A 16,987-nucleotide genomic window follows, 5' to 3' on the forward strand; every position below is an offset into this window, starting at 1 on the left:
CTCCCGTAAACCCTCTGTCGACCGGAGTTCCCAGCCCCCAATGCACTGGCCCAGCAGTCTGCGTTTCAAGCTCGCGATCGGCCTGTTCGTTTTGTTTTTGGTGCTGATTGCATCCAACCTCTGGCTGATCTGGTACCGGGGGCTGCCGTTGCTCGTTCAACAGCACAAGGACCTACAGCGGCAGATCGGCGAAAACATCGTCACAGAGCTCAGCGTGCAGTTTCTGCAGGCGGAAACCCTCACCAAAGACATCGCCAACCTGATGGAAACTGTCACGGACGACTATGATGGGATGCGGGACGTCATTCCCAAATTGCTGGATCTGGAATCGTTGCGGGGCGTGATCGCAGGGGGCGGCATCTGGCCTGAGCCCTTCAGGGTGGACGCTAATCAGGAACGGGCCAGTCTGTTCTGGGGGCGCACAGCCGACAACAACCTGACCTTTTTTGATGACTACAATCGGGCAGAAGGCCCCGGCTACCACCACGAGGAATGGTATGTGCCCGCCACCTACCTGGACGATGGCAATGCCTACTGGTCCCGCTCCTATACCGACCCCTATTCGCTGCAACCCATGGTTACCTGCTCCGTGCCGATCTACCAAGGCCTCGCATTACAGGGCGTTGCCACCGTCGACCTGAAGCTGGAAGGGTTAACCAACCTGGTGGCGGAACGCATTGGCGAACGTCGTGGTTACGCCTTTGTCATTGATCGCAACAACAAGTTTATTTCGTTTCCGGACCCGGCCATGGTAGTCACCGCCCGCCAGGATCAGCGCAACCGGGTCTTCACCGATTTCATATACATCGACGAACTGGCCACTCAGTTGCCGGTGTTTCGGCCAGTGGCAGACCGGCTAAATTTTCTCAGCCATCAGTCCTCTACCATCGTCAATCGCGACGCAGAGCAGATCAAGGATACGGCAAAGCAGATTGCAGAGCGCAGCTACCAGATTGGCCTGCCGGAAGCCCGCCTCATCGCCCATAATCTTTTCCGCAACAGCGATCGCAAGATTCGCGTGCTGGACAACTTTGAAACGGAAGATGACATTCTGCTCCACGGACACAGCAACGTCACTGTCTACACGATGCCCCACACGCACTGGAAAGTCGTCACGGTGTTTCCTGTTCAGGATTCGGTGCAAGCTGCATTGAATATCAGCCAGTCCGTCACCTTGGGTTCCATCACCATCATTGTAATATGGGGAACAGCCTGTGCTGTGTTTTTATGGAACGTGTTGTTTTCCCGCCTGCAGGACATGACCGCCAGAATCCGTCAGTCGGCACAGGATGGCCGGGAATTGCCCCTTGACCTCGGCCCCAACGACGAACTGGGACAACTGGCCCAGTGGTACAACCATCGCACCCGTCAACTCAATCAGGCACTCAAATCGGCGGAGGTGAGCACCCAGAACCTGAAGCGGGAAAACAACGAACACAAGACCACCGCCAAACTGCTGGAACGCAGCCTGTCAATGCAGCGAGCCATTCTGGACAGCGCCAACCTGGCGGTGATCACCATGGATAAGGAAGGCCGCATCCAGAATTGCAACAGTGGCGCCATTCGCTTGCTGGGCTTCAAAGAACACGAATTGGCGGGGCGCACGTTCCCCCACTGCCTGATCGACCGGGTGCAACTGGAGGCGTTCCAGAGCGCCATCCAGCAACGTTACGATGTCACCATCAGCGGCTTCCGGCTGTTCACCACCGCGCTGGAACAAGGTGAGGATCAGGACAACCAGTGGCTCTTCACCTGCAGAGACGGAACTCTGTGCCGAGTCAAGCTCTCCATTACCGCGGTCATCAACCAACAGCATGTCATTGAGGGTTGGCTGGCGGTGATCGCAGCGCTGCCTGATCCCACCGAAAACGAACCATCCGCTGGCGCTTGACCCGTTAATCGGGGATCACCACCTGGGGACCCAGTGGCACGATTCCCGTGGGGTTGATGGTGCGGTGACTGCCATAGTAGTGCTGCTTTATATGGTAGAAGTCCACCGTCTCTGCCACCCCGGGCCATTGGTAAAGGCGGCGCAGGTAGGCGGACAGATTCCGGTAATCCACAATCCTCCGCAGATTGCATTTGAAATGCCCGAAATATACGGCATCAAAGCGGATCAGCGTGGTGAACAGACGCCAATCGGCCTCGGTTACGGACTCGCCCAACAGGAATGGCCGCCCTTCGAGCCGCTGCTCCAGATAATCCAGGGTTTTGAACAACGGTGAGATCGCCTCTTCGTAAGCTTCCTGCCGGGTCGCAAACCCGGCCCGATAGACGCCGTTGTTCACGGTCTCATAAATAAGATGGTTCAACTGATCGATTTCATCGCGCCAGGGTGCGGGATAGTAATCACCGGGCTTGGCACCACATTCATCGAAGGCGCTATTGAACATGCGAATAATATCCGCAGATTCATTACTGACGATGGTTTCCGTGTGCTTGTCCCAGAGCACCGGTACGGTAACCCGCCCGCTGTACTCCGGGTCCGCCTTCAGATAAAGCTGGTAAAGGTAGGCCAACTGATACACGTCATCGCCATTGGCACCCTGGTCTGGTTGGAACGTCCAACCCTGATCCAGCATAAGGGGGTTCACCACGGATACCCCGATCATCGTTTCCAGCCCCTTTAAGCGACGAAAAATCAGCGTCCGATGTGCCCAGGGGCAGGCCAATGACACATACAGGTGATAGCGGCCAGGCTCGGCCTTGAACCCATCACGACCGGACGCGCCCCGGGAACCATCCCGCGTTACCCAGTTACGGAACTGGGCTGCGGAGCGCTCAAAGCGCCCCTTGGTGGAATCGGTGTCATACCATTGATCGACCCAGCGACCTTCAACCAGCAAACCCATGACGATACCCTCCGTTTTATTGAGCCAGCACACCGGACAGATGGCGGCTGCGCGCACCGCCGTTCAGTCGACCCACCACCACACGATCCAGGGACCAGGCCCCACCACCATTGAACAGCAAGGCCAGCGCGATGGCGAACAGGGACAGCCCGAACTCATAACCGTTGTTGCTCATGAACAAGCCGTGCGGGAGGTGGACAGAGAGGATGGCTACCAACATGGTCACCGCAAGTACCAGCGCCGCCGGGCGGGTCAACAACCCCACCAGCAGGGCCAGGCCGCCAAAAAACTCCGCGCTGCCCGCAGCCAGGGCCATCAGGTAACCCGGCTCCAGGCCGATGGAAGCCATCCACTGCCCGGTGCCTTCCAACCCATAGCCACCGAACGCACCGAATAACTTCTGGGCACCGTGTGCCGCGAAGATGATGCCGGCGGGAACCCGCAGCGCCAGCCCAGCCAAACCGTTGTCCGTTGCGAAAAGAGTATTGATTAAACCTGGTTTCATGATCGTCTCCAATCTGTTTGTTTTAAGGTTGGAGAGATTATAGGTAACGATTTTTTCGATTAATATTGGATATATTCGACCATATAAATCGATTTATTCGAATATTATTTGGGCGGGTGTGGGAAGCGAGGCACAAAAAAACCTCCACAAAGGGAGGTTTCTGCAAAATTCGGGATGGCCGCTTGAACTATACATCAATCACGATGGTGATCACTTCCTTAGCAATGAAGCCGAAGATCCCTAGGCCAAGGGTCAGGAAGATGGCAAAGGTTCCGAGCTTGCCGGCTTTGGACTCTGCCGCCAGCTTGTACATGATGAAAAACATATACGCAATCAGACCGGATACGCACACATACAGGGAGACCGCTTCAAACTGCTCTACTGACATCACGCCACCTCGACTTCGGAACCTGACACTTCAGGCGTTCATTAGCGTGGCGGACTATACCCACCCAAAAGTGAATAAACAAGTTCTCCCTGATAAAAAACTGACCTAAATCAACATTAAGCTAACACTCGTTTACTTTTCTTAATAAAACACTCAAAAGAGCCCTAATTGCCTGTTTTTATTTGGTAAAGAAAACTGATCAGAGCGCAGTTCACGGCTTCCGCCATGCTGAATACCCGCACGACGACAGGCTGACCTGAATCGGTTCCCGTAGAGTTCCGCCATGGCCCCAGTGCCCCGCATACGGGCCCCAAAGCGCGCATCATAGAGCTTGCCGCCACGACTGTTGCGCAGGGCATTTAGCACCCGCTGGGCACGCTCCGGGTAATGCACCGCCAGCCACTCCTCAAACAGGGGGGCGACCTCCAACGGAAGTCGCAACAGGATGAAATTGGCACTCTCTGCCCCGGCCTCCGCTGAGCGCTCCACCACTGATTCAATCTCTCCGTCATTGATCCAGGGAATCACGGGCGCCATCAGCACGCCCACCGGTATCCCCCGGGCCGTCAGCGCGGAAACGGCCCGCAGGCGGGCGGCTCCGGAGGCGGTTCTAGGCTCCAGCCGGGTTTTCAGGTCATTGTCCAGGGTGGTGACACTGATCATAACGTTCACCAGACCGTAGCCGGCCGCCTCCTCCAGCAGATCGAGATCCCGCAGTACCAGGCTGCTTTTTGTGATCAGGCTGAATGGATGCCGATAGCGCAGTAACACTTCCAGCAAGCGGCGGGTGATCAGCCGGCTTGTCTCCACCGGCTGATAAGGATCAGTGGCCGTGCCCAACGTCACCGGCGCTGCTTGATAGCCCCGCTGCTGGAAGCGTGCCTCCAGGCGTTCAGCCGCATTATCCTTGCAGAAGATTCGGGTTTCGAAATCCAGCCCGGGTGACAGATCCACGTAGGCGTGATTGGGTCGGGCGAAGCAATAAATGCAACCGTGCTCACAGCCCCGATACGGGTTAATGGAGAAATCGAAGGGCACATCCGGGGACTGGTTGCGGGTGATGATGGATTTGGCGGTCTCGCGGTAAAATACCGTCGCCGGGTCCGGACGTGGCGCGTCCTCTTCCGGAATCACCGTTGCCGCACAATAGCGACCGTTGCGGTTGCTCACCGCGCCACGTCCTTTATGGAAACCGTCTGGATTGCTCATCATGCCCCTTGTGCTGATTCTCGCCCGGATTCTGACTCTGGCGCTATTTCTGACACGCACCATAAACTGTATATTTATACAGTATAGGAATTTTAGCAATACATTGATTTGGATGCCTGGTCTGCCTCCCCCGCCCGTTTTATCATGTTCCAATAAGAAACAAGGAGATACCCATGGCCAATGCCACCCAACCCGTGCTGCACCTGAAGCGGGTTGCCATCGATACCTATCACGAGAACGTCGCCTACCTGCATCGGGAGTGTCCGGTCTACAAAGCAGAAGGTTTCCAGGCCCTGAGTAAAATTGAGATCCAGCAGGATGGCCATCGCATTCTGGCGGTGCTGAACGTGGTGGACGACGAGTGCATCGTGATGCCCGGGCAATTGGGGCTGTCAGAACAGGCCTTTGATCACCTGGCGGTGGCAGAGGGTTCCAGTGTCCGGGTCAACCACGCTGAGCCGCCTCTCTCCATGGAGTACGTGCGGGAAAAGCTGTCCGGTGAGCGCATTACCCAGGACAAGTTCAACCAGATCATCCAGGACATCGCCCACAACCGTTACTCCAAACCGGAGATCGCAGCATTTATCGTGGCGGTATCGGAGGCTGGCCTGGATCGGGACGAAGTGCTCTATCTTACCAACGCTATGGTGGACTCCGGCCAGAAACTGGACTGGGAGGAAAAACGGGTGGTGGACAAGCATTGCATCGGCGGCATTCCGGGCAATCGCACCTCCATGCTGGTGGTGCCCATTGTGGCGGCCTTCGGCCTGCTCTGCCCCAAAACCTCCAGCCGCGCCATCACCTCGCCAGCGGGCACCGCCGACACCATGGAGGTGCTGGCCCAGGTGGATCTGCCGGTGGAGCGCTTGCACCAGATTGTGCGTGAACAACGGGGCTGCGTGGCCTGGGGTGGTACCGCCAAACTGGCGCCGGCAGACGATGTGCTGATCTCGGTGGAACGGCCGTTGGCCATTGATTCCCAGGCACAGATGGTGGCATCCATTCTGTCAAAGAAACGCGCCTGCGGTTCCACCCACCTGTTGATCGATATCCCAGCCGGGCCCACCGCCAAAGTGCGATCCATGAAGGAAGCCATGCATTTGCGCAAACTGTTCGAGTACGTAGGCGACCGCATCGGGCTGGTGACCCAGGTCATCATCACCGACGGTCGCCAGCCCATCGGGCGCGGCATCGGTCCGGTACTGGAGGCCCAGGATGTATTGCAGGTCTTGCGCAATGATCCGGAAGCGCCCCATGACCTGAGGGAGAAGTCCCTGCAACTGGCCGGCCGCCTGATTGAATTCGATAACGACATTCGCGGTGGTGAAGGCTATGACGTGGCAAGGGACATACTCGACTCCGGTCGCGCCCTTTATAAAATGGAACAGATCATCGCCGCCCAGGGCAAACAGTCGGTCCAATATACGCTCGGCAATCTGACCCGGGACATCACCGCGGCAACCGACGGCACCGTGGTGGAGGTGAACAACCTGACGCTGGCCCGGGTGGCACGGTTGGCCGGCGCCCCCATGGACAAAGGGGCGGGTGTTTATTTACTGAAGCGCATCGGCGACCAGGTCAGCCAGGGGGAACCCTTGTACCGAATCCACTCGCAATTTCCCGCGGACTTCCAATTCGCCTGCCATTTTGCTGAGAAAAACTCCGGCATCCGCATCGGTCGCGCGGAAGAACAGCAGTTCACCTGGTGAGGACACGCCGATTCATGATGGTGTTGAGTTTTGAGGAAAGCCGGGCTCAGGCCCAATTGTTAGCAGAGCAACTGCAAGTCACCCATGGCCAGGTGGAAGTGCATCGTTTCCCCGATGGGGAAAGCCGGGTCAAAGTGCCCAGCCCGTTGCCCCCAACGGTGCTGTTCTACCTGAGCCTGGACCACCCCAACCAGAAGCTCATCGAGTTGATATTGGCGGTGGCCGCCAGCCGCAGCCAGGGTTGTGAACGTGCCATTCTGGTCGCTCCCTATTTATGCTACATGCGCCAGGATATGGAGTTCGAACCGGGCCAGGCCGTGAGTCAGCGCATCATTGGGGAGCTGCTTTCCAGTCGCCTGGAAGGAGTGATTACCGTCGACCCACATTTGCACCGCATCAACGACCTGTCGGAATCCTTCATCCACTGCCCGTCTGTGAGCCTGCCCGCCGCCGGCGTCATCGGCCACTACCTGGGTGCGCAATGGCAGCGCGACGGCACCGGGAACATCCGGCGCGGCATTCTGGTGGGCCCGGATGAAGAATCGGAACAATGGGTCAGGGCCGCCGCAGACACCAGCGGCCTGCCCTTCTGCATCGCCCGCAAAGAACGGTTCGGGGACCGGGACGTTCGCGTGGTGCTGCCGGATCAGGATTTTGAGGGACGGCACGCCATTCTGCTGGATGACGTCATCAGCTCCGGACACACCATCCAGCAGGCGGCCATCGCATTGCGCGCAGCCGGCTGTACCCAGGTGGACGCCGCCTGCACCCATGCCCTGTTTGCAGCTGGTGCCACCGAGGCCCTGCAACAAGCCGGGGTCAGCCGCATCATCAGCTGCAACAGCATTCCCCACCCAACCAACTGCATTGACCTCAGTCCGCTGCTGGCCACAGCGGCCAGGAATATGAAAGGAGGACACATGGCATAAGGGTCCATCAGGGGCAGCTCCAACTGCGAAATTCCGGCGCCGCGGCAGCAGCGATGGGTTGCAACGTCAGGTTATCCACCTCAAACACGCCCGCGCCCTGATCCGGCCACTGCCCCAGGCGCAGCTCAAACTTGGGTGTTAAAGGATACTGTTGCAGCACCATCTTCTGAGTGGTAATACGCTTGATGGCCATGTAATCGAGGATCAGTTCGCTGTGACTGGACGCGCCCCCGGCGCCCACGTTACGGCATAACCGATTGGCATACAGCACACGCCCGTCTTCCCGCACGTGCAGGTATAAGCGCTGATAAAACCGGTCCTCCCCTTCCTGGGTGGTCTGCTCCAGGTACCAATGACCGATAATCGGTTGACCACTGATGTCCGCCGGGGTCACCGCCCACTGGTCGCAACCGCACAACAAGGCACCGAGTCCGCACCACAACAACATGGCCTTTATCTTCATTTGCCTAACCCCACCATAAACTCACACACCCAATCGGCCGCCTGTTGCCAGTGTTGCCCCTGGGTCAGCCCACTGGCCTTACGCGGCTTGAAATCGTGATCGCCGTCCTCCAGCCACTGCACCCGGGCGCTGGCAGGCAAACCGTATGCATTCACTTCCCCGGGCTTACCGAACGGGTCCCGGGTACCCTGCACAATCAGCCAGGGCCGCTTGATCTGCGGCCAGTGGTCGCGGCGGACGTTATCCGGCTTGCCTGGCGGATGAAACGGATAGCCCAGGGAAATGGCTGCCCGCGCCCGGTTCTCCGCCAACAGCATGGACGCCACCCGGCCCCCCATGGATTTCCCCGCCACCACGCAGGCTTCGGCACCCCCCAGCTCGTCCACCACCTGCTCGAATGCCGCCATCAGTGCCGGCATTCGATCCGGCGGGCGCTTTTTGCCGGTCTCACGCCTTTGCGCCATATAGGGGAATTCGAAACGAACAACACTGATGCCACCGGCGCAGATCAAGCCGGCCAGGGCCCCCATAAAGTCGCTGTCCATGGGCGCACCGGCACCATGGGCCAGTACCAGAGTCAGGTCACTTTTCAGTTTTTGCGGCGTGTCGCAAAGGTAAGGCAAGTTGGTCACCCCTGGATTGGATACGGAGATGGGTTGGAAACGGAGGCGCATTGTCTCATAATCGGCCCCCTTTTTGTTGGAGCGTGTTGGAGCAGCGGAACATGTGGTTCAAAAACTTGCGCATCTATCGATTCACCAAGCCCTTCGACTTGGGTGCAATGGCGTTGCAGGACCTGCTGGCGCAGAAAGCCTTCCACCCCTGCGGCCGCCAGGATCTCAGCAAATACGGCTGGGTTCCCCCCATCGAGCAGGAATCCGATACCCAGGAGCCTCAGTTTGTCCATGCCTGCAACGGCTACCTGATGCTGTGTGCCAAACGGGAGGACAAGGTGATTCCCGCCTCGGTGGTGAAGGAAGCGGTCACCGAGCGCTCCCGCCAGATTGAAGAGAAGGAAGCCCGTAAAGTATTCAAGAAAGAGCGGGACCAGCTGAAAGATGAAGTTATGCTGGACCTGCTGCCGCGAGCCTTTTCCAAGAGTCATCGCATTTACGGCTACATTTCACCAAAAGACAACCTGCTGCTGATCGATGCCTCCAGCTCAAATCGCGCGGAGCAGTTCATGAGTCACCTGCGGGATACCCTGGGCTCACTGCCGGTGATTCCGCCGGTGAGCAAACAGGTGCCCAGCGATGTGATGACCCATTGGCTGGCGGAGCAGAATGCTCACCCGCCGTTCCAACTGGAGCGGGAGTGCGAACTGAGCAACCCCAGCGACAGCGCCAACGTGATCCGCTGCAAGGCCCAGGATCTGGATGCCGACGAAGTACAATCCATGCTGGAATCCGGCAAACGCTGCAGCAAACTGGCGGTGAACTGGAACGACAGTCTGCACTGCGTTATTGAAGACGACTTGTGCATCAAGCGCATGAAATTCGACGACCAGCTGATTGAACAGGCCCACGAAACAGACGCCGAAAGCAAGGCACAACAGTTTGATCAGGATTTCGCGGTGATGAGCCTGGAGTTGTCCAAGTTCTGCAAGGATCTGTTCAAAGCCTTTGGCGGATTGGAAAAAACCCGGGTGGTATAACGCCTACACCAACACAATCCCGAGCACCACGCCCACCACCACCAGGGCCCCAACCGCCAGGGCCAGATTGGTTCTGGAAACCGGCAGGGCCTTGCGGCGATGGATCTCGGGCACCAGGGTTTTCTCATCGATGCGGAAGATCAACTCCATTCGCCCCACCCGAATCACGTCCCCCGGATGCAGGCTGGTGAACTCCACCGAACGGTTGTTGATGAAAATCGGATTGTTGCCCTCGCAGGATTCCAGAATCCATTCATGGGCCAGCTTGCGGATCCGCGCATGCTGGGGGGATACGGTTTTGTCAGCGACCTGGAAGTCGGCGTCGCCCCCGCGCCCAATCAGCCAGGCATTTTTGTTGCGCGAGATCAGAGAATACACTTTACCGCGGGCAGGGGCGGACAGCATCACCAAACGGGGGCCACTGCCGCTGTCGATGGACACTGAACCAGGCTGATCGTTACCCTGCAACCGATTCAGATCCTCTGCGTGTAACAGGCGGGTGCCCTCTTCCACCACAGGAACCGGTTCGGGTGCTGGAGTGCGCTCCCCCCTGACGGGCTGTTGCAGCGGATCGGCCGGCATCGGTGTGCCGGTCTGTACCTGGGATGCTTGCTGAAAAACGGTGGCGTCAGCGGCACCGGAGCCCGTGTTCCCTGCCACCAGGCGAAACGCCATTTCGTGGAAACGAAGCTCATCCCCCACACTGAGGGACTGAGGTGCCGAGATGCGACGGCCGTTGATGAAGGTGCCGTTGGTGGACCGCAAATCCTCCACCACCAAATCCCCGTGTATCAGGGTCAGCTTGGCGTGATAGCGGGATATGTGTCCACTTTCCAGGGTAAGCTGGCACTCCAACTCTCGCCCCACCAGGATTTCAGCCGCGTCCAGGGGAAACTCCATACCATCCTGCAGGGAACGCAGACGGAGTTCAGCGCCAATGAGTTGCCCTCCTGTGCCGGGGGCCAAGGTAGCGTCATGCATGGAATGATGGGCACCATTTCTATAGCTCATGAACTGATTATAGGTTGAGTATGCCCGCTTAGAAAGGTCGCCGGTCACAGGGCCCGTGGGCGCTGCAGACCGGCGTTAGATCAGGTTATCAGGGCACCCTAGATCTGCAGGTTCTCAATGATGGTAGCGTTGGCAGTACCCAGCCCTTCGCAGATCGCCAGCAGGCCGTAACGCTCTTTGCGACGAATCAACTCATAGGCCAGGGTCGCCATCAGTTTGGCACCGGTTGCACCCAACGGATGACCCAACGCCTGTGCGCCGCCGTTCACGTTGAGGCGATCCAGATCAGCCCCGATGGCGTTTTTCCAGGCCAGGGGCACCGAACCGAAGGCTTCATTGACTTCATAGAGAGCAATGTCCTCAATTTTGAGGCCGCTGCGCTGGAGGATTTTCTGGGTGGCCGGGATGGGGCCTTCCAATACCATGGTGGGATCAGAACCAACCACTGCCATGTCGTGAATCTTGGCCAACGGCGTGAAGCCGTATTGCTTCAGGGCCCGCTCACTGACAATCAGGGTCGCGGCAGCGCCGTCGCAGATCTGGCTGGCGGACGCTGCGGTGATCAGGCCACCTTCCTGCAGGGGATCGAGTTCCCGGATGGCCTCCAGTGAGGCATTGCGGCGCAGACCTTCATCCACACTGTGGACCACCTGCTCCCCTTCCACGGTCACGTTCATGGGAATGATTTCACGGTCAAAGCGGTTGTCATCATAGGCCGCCGCGCCTTTCATGTGGCTCTGGTAGGCGAAATCATCCAACTCCGCCCGGGTCACTTTGTATTTCTCAGCCATGCGCTCAGCACCCACAAACTGGCTGAAATCAAAACCGGGGTAACGGGCAGAAATGGCTTCACCATCGAACGGGCCGCGCATACCGGCTTTGGCTGCCACCAGCAGGGGGGAACCGATGGGGGTCATACTCATGTTTTCCACGCCCCCGGCGATGATCACATCCTGGGTGCCGGACATCACGGCCTGGGCGGCAAAGTGAATGGCCTGCTGACCGGAGCCGCATTGGCGGTCGATGGTGACGCCGGGTACCTCGATGGGCAGGTCAGAAGCCAGGATCGCGGTGCGCGCCATGTTGAAGGTTTGTGGACCAATCTGGCTGACACAACCAAAAATAACGTCTTCAATCAGGGCCGGATCAATGGAATTGCGTTGCAACAGGGCGTTGATCACAACCGCCCCCAGGTCGGCGGGGCTTACCTGGCTCAGGCGCCCGTTACGACGTCCACCAGCGGTTCTTACAGCGTCTACGATGTATGCAGCAGCCACAGTGTTCTCCTTAATGATTCCCATGGAAAACGACAATGATGACCACCGGGTCTGAAAAAGACAATGACTTTTTCAACCAAGAACCGGTCACTTCAGTATGTTGAAAGCGCGCCTCGGATCAGAGGCAGCCTGAGCTGCCCCTGAACGCTCATCCGATCAGGCCGGAGTATTGGGAGAGGCTTTCTTGGCCGCGGATTTTTTCGCGCTGGTTTTCTTGGCTGCAGTCTTTTTGGCAGGCGCCTTCTTAGCCGCGGCTTTCTTGGTGGTGGCTTTTTTGGCAGGGGCTTTCTTGGCTGCCGCCTTCTTGGCAGGTGCTTTTTTGGCAGCGGCCTTTTTGGCGGGGGCCTTCTTTGCTACCGGCTTTTTGCGGGTAATGGAGAGTCCACTGCGTTGCAGCAGTTCTTTCTCGCGTTTTTCAAATTCCTTGGCGGCGCTCTTGACCTTGTCCTCAAAGCTCTTGGTGTATTCGAGTACCTGCTTGGCGTACTTGCTCTCCAGGGCGGCCTCCACCTGCTTACGGGCTTTGTCGTAAGCATCCTCAAGGTCTTTCTCCAGTTTCTTGCGCAGCTCCTCTTCCCGCGCAATCACTTTCTCCCGCATTTTATGCTCGGTTTCCAGAAAGCGTTCCCGCAACTGCATAATCTGGGCTTCCAGTTTGGCCTGGGTCAGCTCTTTGCGGGTGTCATCCACCACGTGCATTGCCACTTCCAGCGCATCCTGGGCCTGCTCCACTGCCATTTGTGCGGCAGCGGTCGCCTTGATCCGCCAGCGTTCCTGGGCCTTCATCAATTTATCGCGAGCGGCGGATACTTTTTCCTGGGCTTTGTGGAGCTGTGCTTCCAGTTTTTCGACCCACTGTTTTGCCTTGTCGGCATTCAGGTTCCCAAATGCATTTGCCATCGTTGTCTCCCAATTTGATAAAAAAATCCCAAGCACAGCCAAGCCTCGGCACTAGCTACTACACGTACTCACAGGTCTTTATGGCAGTTAAAATTAGAGGTTGCAATCTAATTTCCAAAAATATGAAACCGGAAATCAGATTGCAGTGGGATCTGTTCAATCAAGCGGGGCCAGTGCGTCAGTGCAGGTCGGCCACCATATCCTGCTCGCTGAGCTGACTGGCGTTCTTGCCTTTGACGAAATCCAGCATGCCGAAGCGGGCGTAGTGGGGACGAATGCGCGGCGACATCAGGCCGATGAAGTCCAGGTTGGGGATGAGCCGGCTGAACATATTCTGGCGGAACTGCATCATGGCCGGGGAATTGGAGATGAGCTGATTCCACTGTTGACGGCTGATGATGCCCTCAAACCACTCCTCGAAGATCTCATGGGCCATGAACCGGTTGCGCATCAGCACCGCCACCTCAAATGCCCAGTCCTCCCGCTCACGCCGCTCGGACTCCGATAATTCCCGGGTGAAATGGTCCTTCAGCGCCAGCACTCCGTAGTGCACATGGCGGGCTTCATCCTTGATCACATACTTAAGCAGGTTCTTCAGCAGGGGTTCCTGGCTCATGTTATGGATGGTACGGAACGCCCCCAGTGCCAGACCCTCCACCATAATTTGCATGCCCAGGAACTTGAAATCCCAACGGGCATCGGTGAGCAGGTCGTCCAGGATCACGAACAAGTTGTCATTGACCTCATAGCGCTTGTTCAGTTTGTCCATGAGGTAACGATTGAAGACTTCCAGGTGACGGGCCTCATCCATCACCTGGGTGCCGCCGAATAACTTACCTTCCATCCAGCCCACGCTCTCAGTGACCTGGGCAGAGGCATAGAGTGCGCCCTGCTCGCCATGCATGAACTGGCTCAGCATCCAGCAGGCGATGTTGTAATTAAGCTCAATACGTTGCTTCGGGGTCAGCTTCACGGGCAGCTGCGCAAGATAATCGTCCGGAAAGAAATCGTTGGAGATGATGGGCACGTCTGGATTCACGGGGTCCACATCCGTGGACCAGGCCAAATCCCGATCCGCATTCCACTGGTTCTCCACGGCCCGCTGGTACAGGCGGCGCATCTCGGGGAAATCCATTTTATAGGTCAGGTCGAAGGTCACCGGATGGCCGGAGTTCATGTGCACCACCGACTTGCGTTTACCCTGCTTCAGCGCCAGACCACGCAACGCCGAAGGGGCCATGGAGGTAAATACTTTGGGATTACGCATCTGCAGTACGGTGGAGATGTTATCAATGGCCTCTTCCACCCGGGCCCGGGCTGCCACCGGCATACCCTTCAGCATTGAATCCAGAATCATGTGTACCTCCGCCAAGGTTTATATCGTTATTATTGTCTGACAATTTAACAATATAGGCCAGAAGTACGATTAATCAAGTTAGGGAAAAAGCAGCGAATTCAGGAGAAATTCTCATAAAAATAATGATTTAATTGATTTCCCGCAGGCTGCGCCGATCAACAATCGGTGATAATTTGAATAAATATTACACAGAAGGTGGATTATGCCTATCTCTCGACGTGCTTTGCTGGGTGGCATCGGTTCCGGTTTGGCCCTGGCGGCCTGCGCCAGGTTGCCGCAGATGACCCTGAGCAACGACCACCCGCATTACGACTACGTGCTGACCGCGGAGCCGGCCCCCATTGAGTTGATCCCGGGCACCCGCACTCCAGCCTGGTGTTTTAATGGAGGTTTCCCTGCGGCGCCTATTCGCGCACGACAGGGCCGGGAGATCAGCATCCTGTTCCGCAACCGGCTGCCGGAGCCCACCACCATTCACTGGCATGGCCTGCGCATTCCCATCGAGATGGATGGGGTGCCCTTCCTCTCCCAACCCCCGGTCAAACCCGGTGAGGACTTCGTGTACCGCTTCACTCCACCGGACGCCGGTACCTTCTGGTATCACCCCCATGTGAACAGCCTGGAACAACTGGGGCGGGGGTTGGTGGGCGCCATCATCGTCGATGAAGCGGAGCCGGTGGGTTTTGACCAGGATGTGCCTCTGCTGCTGAAAAACTGGCATATCCAGGATGACGGCGGTTTCGCCCCGTTTACCAGCCCGCGGGCGGCGTTCCGGATGGGCACCGCAGGCGCTTATGAATCCGTCAATGGCATTCAGAACCCTTCCTACAGCGTGCCACCGGGGGCGCTGGTGCGGCTGCGTTTTCTGAACGTGGACAACACGGTGATGTACAAGGTGGCGATACCGGACCACCCGGCCTGGATCATCGCCATTGACGGCAGCCCGGTGGCCAAGCCCATTCCCCTGGAACAGCATGAGATGGGGCCGGGCATGCGCCTGGACGTGGCATTGGTCGCACCCGCTGCAAGCGGGAAAACCGTTTCCATCAAAAATGCCAAAGGGCGGTTGCTGTTTAACCTGCTGGAATTGAAGACGGCCGGCGAACCCATCACCTCCCCCCGCCAAGTGGCTGCCCTGCCGGCGAACCCACTCCCCAAACCGGATCTGGCGCAGGCGGAGGTCATGAATTTTGTGTTTGAATGGGAAGGTGCGGTGACACCGGTCGGCGCCGACGGCAAGCCCAATCACCGGTTCTGGACCATCAACCGGCGTGCCTGGGAGGGCATGTCCGCCACCAACATCCCGCAACCGCTGGCCACCCTGGAGCTGGGCAAAACCTATATTTTTCGCTTGAAAAACGTGACGCCCCATAGCCATCCGATTCACCTGCACGGCTTTATCTGGACAGTACTGGGCTCAAATCAGAAGACCTTTGAGACTTTCCATACGGATACAGTGTTGCTGCAGAAAAATGAGCAGGTGGAGGTGGCGTTCGTGGCCGATAACCCAGGCCGTTGGATGTACCATTGTCATGTGATCGAGCACATGAAAACCGGCTTGATGGGTTATATTACGGTTAAATGATTATCCCAGCGCCAGCCACCGCGGCTCAGTGACTGGCTGCGCAGAGAGGCGCGATTGCCCTGTAACAGGCTCATCTCGCCTACGCCGTTGCTGCTCACCCAGGTGGTCTTGACTGCCTGTTCCTGGTTATCCGACTGGGTATGGTTACCCACCCGAAACAGTCCGGCAGCATCCCGACTCTGCAGTTGTTGCAGCAGCTTGCCACTGTCGAGATCCCAGCAGCCAATCAGGTTTCCCCGGGGACAGCTGACCAGGGCAGTCTCACCGGCGGCGTCCACCGCGACACTGGCGGTGTACTGTTTGACACTGAGCTGAACGGGCTCCGGCAGTTCCAGCCATTGAATGTCTTCACCACGACGATGACTGCCCACCAGGGGCACGGCGTCTGTCAATTCCCCCTGATACTGCACCCCAAAAACAACTCGACCATCCAGGGCCACATCCAGGTGGCGAATACTCATCTTGTGGTGAGGTGGCTCGTGGTACTCGAGGACTGCACCACTGGCCAGATCCAGGTAGGCCAGATTGGGCGCCATGGATTCGAGATTAAGCACCTCCCGCTCAGAGGATGGGTGCGTGGCCATGCCACCGTTGGCAATCACCAGGGTTTGCCCATCCGGCATCAGGGCCAACTGATGGGGCCCGATGCCACCGGAAGCGAATTCTGCCACCTTGTTCGGTTTACCCTGCAGGGAGTACACACCGATCACGCCACTCAGGTCGGTGAGGTTGTTTTCGGTGGTGTAGAGCCAATGGCCATCAGCACTGACCACCCCATGCCCGTAGAAGTGACGGTCTGCGGCGTTCTCAAGTGTGTGGATCAGGTGCCCGCTGGAGGTGTCCAGCACATAGAGATGAGTACCGGGGCGACGGGCAAAAAACAGCGCCCACCGTTGCTGCGGTGCATACACGGAACCGTGCACCCGCTGCGGCACGGCGATCCGTGACACGAACTGTGCCGCCGGATCCAGGTGCGCAATGTAATGGGTTCCCCTGGCGTCGTCACAGCCACTGAAGATGGCGCGGAAACCGGCATCGACACCCACTGATTGCGGGTCACTGCAGGCCACACCGCCCGCGCTCACCAGGGCCAGCAATGGCCACTTGCAAAAATCCCTTCTCAGCATGATGCAATCCCCAATAACGCT

Annotated in this window: 16 protein-coding genes; 5 read left to right on the plus strand and 11 right to left on the minus strand. The window is 57.8% G+C overall.

What is annotated here, in order from left to right:
- Nucleotides 1–40: 40 nt before the first annotated feature.
- A complete protein-coding gene (locus D9N14_RS10335; protein ID WP_290579303.1) occupies nucleotides 41–1,891 on the plus strand; it encodes a PAS domain S-box protein in 1,851 nt (616 codons plus the stop codon).
- Between the two features lie 4 nt (nucleotides 1,892–1,895).
- Here the strand turns inward: D9N14_RS10335 and D9N14_RS10340 are convergent, their stop codons facing one another.
- From D9N14_RS10340 to D9N14_RS10355, 4 genes are all read right to left on the minus strand, one after another.
- Nucleotides 1,896–2,852 (minus strand): glutathione S-transferase family protein, encoded by a 957-nt coding sequence (locus D9N14_RS10340; protein ID WP_290579304.1) that lies wholly within the window; start codon nucleotides 2,850–2,852, stop codon nucleotides 1,896–1,898.
- Nucleotides 2,853–2,868: 16 nt separating this feature from the next.
- Nucleotides 2,869–3,357, minus strand: a complete 489-nt coding sequence (locus tag D9N14_RS10345; protein ID WP_290579305.1) for a DoxX family protein — start codon at nucleotides 3,355–3,357, stop codon at nucleotides 2,869–2,871.
- Nucleotides 3,358–3,544: 187 nt separating this feature from the next.
- Nucleotides 3,545–3,745: a DUF2788 domain-containing protein gene (locus tag D9N14_RS10350; RefSeq protein ID WP_290579306.1), complete on the minus strand. Its 201-nt coding sequence runs from the start codon at nucleotides 3,743–3,745 to the stop codon at nucleotides 3,545–3,547.
- Between the two features lie 153 nt (nucleotides 3,746–3,898).
- The gene (locus tag D9N14_RS10355; protein WP_317622610.1) at nucleotides 3,899–4,954 is read right to left on the minus strand and encodes a PA0069 family radical SAM protein; all 1,056 of its coding nucleotides are present in this window, start codon (nucleotides 4,952–4,954) and stop codon (nucleotides 3,899–3,901) included.
- A gap of 173 nt (nucleotides 4,955–5,127) precedes the next feature.
- On the opposite strand from D9N14_RS10355, the gene D9N14_RS10360 reads away from it, so the two are divergent.
- Nucleotides 5,128–6,663, plus strand: a complete 1,536-nt coding sequence (locus D9N14_RS10360) for a thymidine phosphorylase family protein (RefSeq protein ID WP_290579308.1) — start codon at nucleotides 5,128–5,130, stop codon at nucleotides 6,661–6,663.
- 14 nt (nucleotides 6,664–6,677) lie between these two features.
- A complete protein-coding gene (locus D9N14_RS10365; RefSeq protein WP_290579309.1) occupies nucleotides 6,678–7,592 on the plus strand; it encodes a ribose-phosphate diphosphokinase in 915 nt (304 codons plus the stop codon).
- A gap of 7 nt (nucleotides 7,593–7,599) precedes the next feature.
- Here the strand turns inward: D9N14_RS10365 and D9N14_RS10370 are convergent, their stop codons facing one another.
- Nucleotides 7,600–8,055, minus strand: coding sequence for a hypothetical protein (locus D9N14_RS10370; protein ID WP_290579310.1), 456 nt, complete (start codon nucleotides 8,053–8,055; stop codon nucleotides 7,600–7,602).
- On the minus strand, nucleotides 8,052–8,687 hold the full coding sequence (locus D9N14_RS10375) for an alpha/beta fold hydrolase (RefSeq protein ID WP_411267931.1): 636 nt from the start codon (nucleotides 8,685–8,687) through the stop codon (nucleotides 8,052–8,054). The genes D9N14_RS10370 and D9N14_RS10375 overlap by 4 nt, the downstream gene beginning before the upstream one ends.
- A 92-nt stretch (nucleotides 8,688–8,779) precedes the next feature.
- Between D9N14_RS10375 and rdgC the strand changes: the two genes are divergently transcribed.
- Nucleotides 8,780–9,709, plus strand: a complete 930-nt coding sequence (gene rdgC / locus D9N14_RS10380) for a recombination-associated protein RdgC (protein WP_290579312.1) — start codon at nucleotides 8,780–8,782, stop codon at nucleotides 9,707–9,709.
- 3 nt (nucleotides 9,710–9,712) lie between these two features.
- Here rdgC and D9N14_RS10385 read toward each other — a convergent pair whose 3' ends face one another.
- The 4 genes from D9N14_RS10385 to D9N14_RS10400 form a co-directional block, all read right to left on the minus strand.
- Nucleotides 9,713–10,720 carry an FHA domain-containing protein gene (locus D9N14_RS10385; protein ID WP_290579313.1) on the minus strand — a complete coding sequence of 336 codons (1,008 nt, stop codon included), beginning with the start codon at nucleotides 10,718–10,720 and terminating at the stop codon, nucleotides 9,713–9,715.
- A 98-nt stretch (nucleotides 10,721–10,818) separates the two neighbouring features.
- Entirely contained in the window at nucleotides 10,819–11,997 is a 1,179-nt protein-coding gene (locus tag D9N14_RS10390) for an acetyl-CoA C-acyltransferase (protein WP_290579314.1), read from the minus strand.
- Nucleotides 11,998–12,153: 156 nt separating this feature from the next.
- On the minus strand, nucleotides 12,154–12,897 hold the full coding sequence (locus D9N14_RS10395) for a hypothetical protein (protein WP_290579315.1): 744 nt from the start codon (nucleotides 12,895–12,897) through the stop codon (nucleotides 12,154–12,156).
- A 178-nt stretch (nucleotides 12,898–13,075) separates the two neighbouring features.
- Entirely contained in the window at nucleotides 13,076–14,254 is a 1,179-nt protein-coding gene (locus D9N14_RS10400; RefSeq protein WP_290579316.1) for a ferritin-like domain-containing protein, read from the minus strand.
- A 202-nt stretch (nucleotides 14,255–14,456) separates the two neighbouring features.
- On the opposite strand from D9N14_RS10400, the gene D9N14_RS10405 reads away from it, so the two are divergent.
- The gene (locus tag D9N14_RS10405; RefSeq protein ID WP_290579317.1) at nucleotides 14,457–15,839 is read left to right on the plus strand and encodes a multicopper oxidase family protein; all 1,383 of its coding nucleotides are present in this window, start codon (nucleotides 14,457–14,459) and stop codon (nucleotides 15,837–15,839) included.
- On the opposite strand, the gene D9N14_RS10410 is transcribed toward D9N14_RS10405, so the two are convergent.
- Nucleotides 15,821–16,966: a DUF1513 domain-containing protein gene (locus D9N14_RS10410; RefSeq protein ID WP_290579318.1), complete on the minus strand. Its 1,146-nt coding sequence runs from the start codon at nucleotides 16,964–16,966 to the stop codon at nucleotides 15,821–15,823. The two genes, D9N14_RS10405 and D9N14_RS10410, sit on opposite strands and share 19 nt — an antisense overlap.
- Between the last annotated feature and the right edge of the window lie 21 nt (nucleotides 16,967–16,987).

Origin of the sequence: Ketobacter sp. (assembly GCF_003671495.1) — a bacterium.
Lineage (GTDB): Bacteria > Pseudomonadota > Gammaproteobacteria > Pseudomonadales > Ketobacteraceae > Ketobacter.